Consider the following 474-nt stretch of genomic DNA (forward strand, 5'->3'; position numbering starts at 1 on the left):
CACAAGGCCGGTTCGAGGCAGAAAAAACCCGCGTCGGGTCGAAGGTTTGCACGAAAAAAGAGTTTTTCGGCCACGCAGGCTCCCAGGGCAGCCAGGGGCATGGCTCCGGCGAGTAGCGCCACCACGCTCCACAGGGCCAGGGAGAGATAGTATTGCGGGGTGATGCGGCCGAAGCGGCGGCGGAAAAAGTCGAAGTAGGCCAGGGGCGGCTTGCCGCCGGGATTGGCGTGGGGCAAGGTGAGCACGAAGCCGGTGATGGCGTTAAAGACCACCACGCCGAGGTAGCCCTGGCTCATGATGTCGCCGAGGATGGGGCCAAAGGGATTTTGCGCGCCACCGGCGGGCAGCACGGTCCAGAGGTGGTAGAAGAAGATGCCGAACATGGCCAGGACCCGGATGCTTTCGATCTGGGTGACGCGGCGCTGCATGGGGATTCCTTTGGTCGGTTGGGGGTGGAGCCGGACGCGGGCATAC

General features: G+C 64.1%; 1 protein-coding gene. It reads right to left on the reverse strand.

Translation table 11 applies throughout. The features are described from left to right. On the reverse strand, positions 1-428 hold a 428-nt coding region (locus DSOL_RS26365), incomplete at its 3' end, for an acyltransferase family protein (RefSeq protein WP_170871639.1). Positions 429-474 lie beyond the last annotated feature (46 nt).

Origin of the sequence: Desulfosporosinus metallidurans, from assembly GCF_001936615.1 — a bacterium.
In the GTDB taxonomy this organism is placed as follows: Bacteria; Bacillota; Desulfitobacteriia; order Desulfitobacteriales; family Desulfitobacteriaceae; genus Desulfosporosinus; species Desulfosporosinus metallidurans.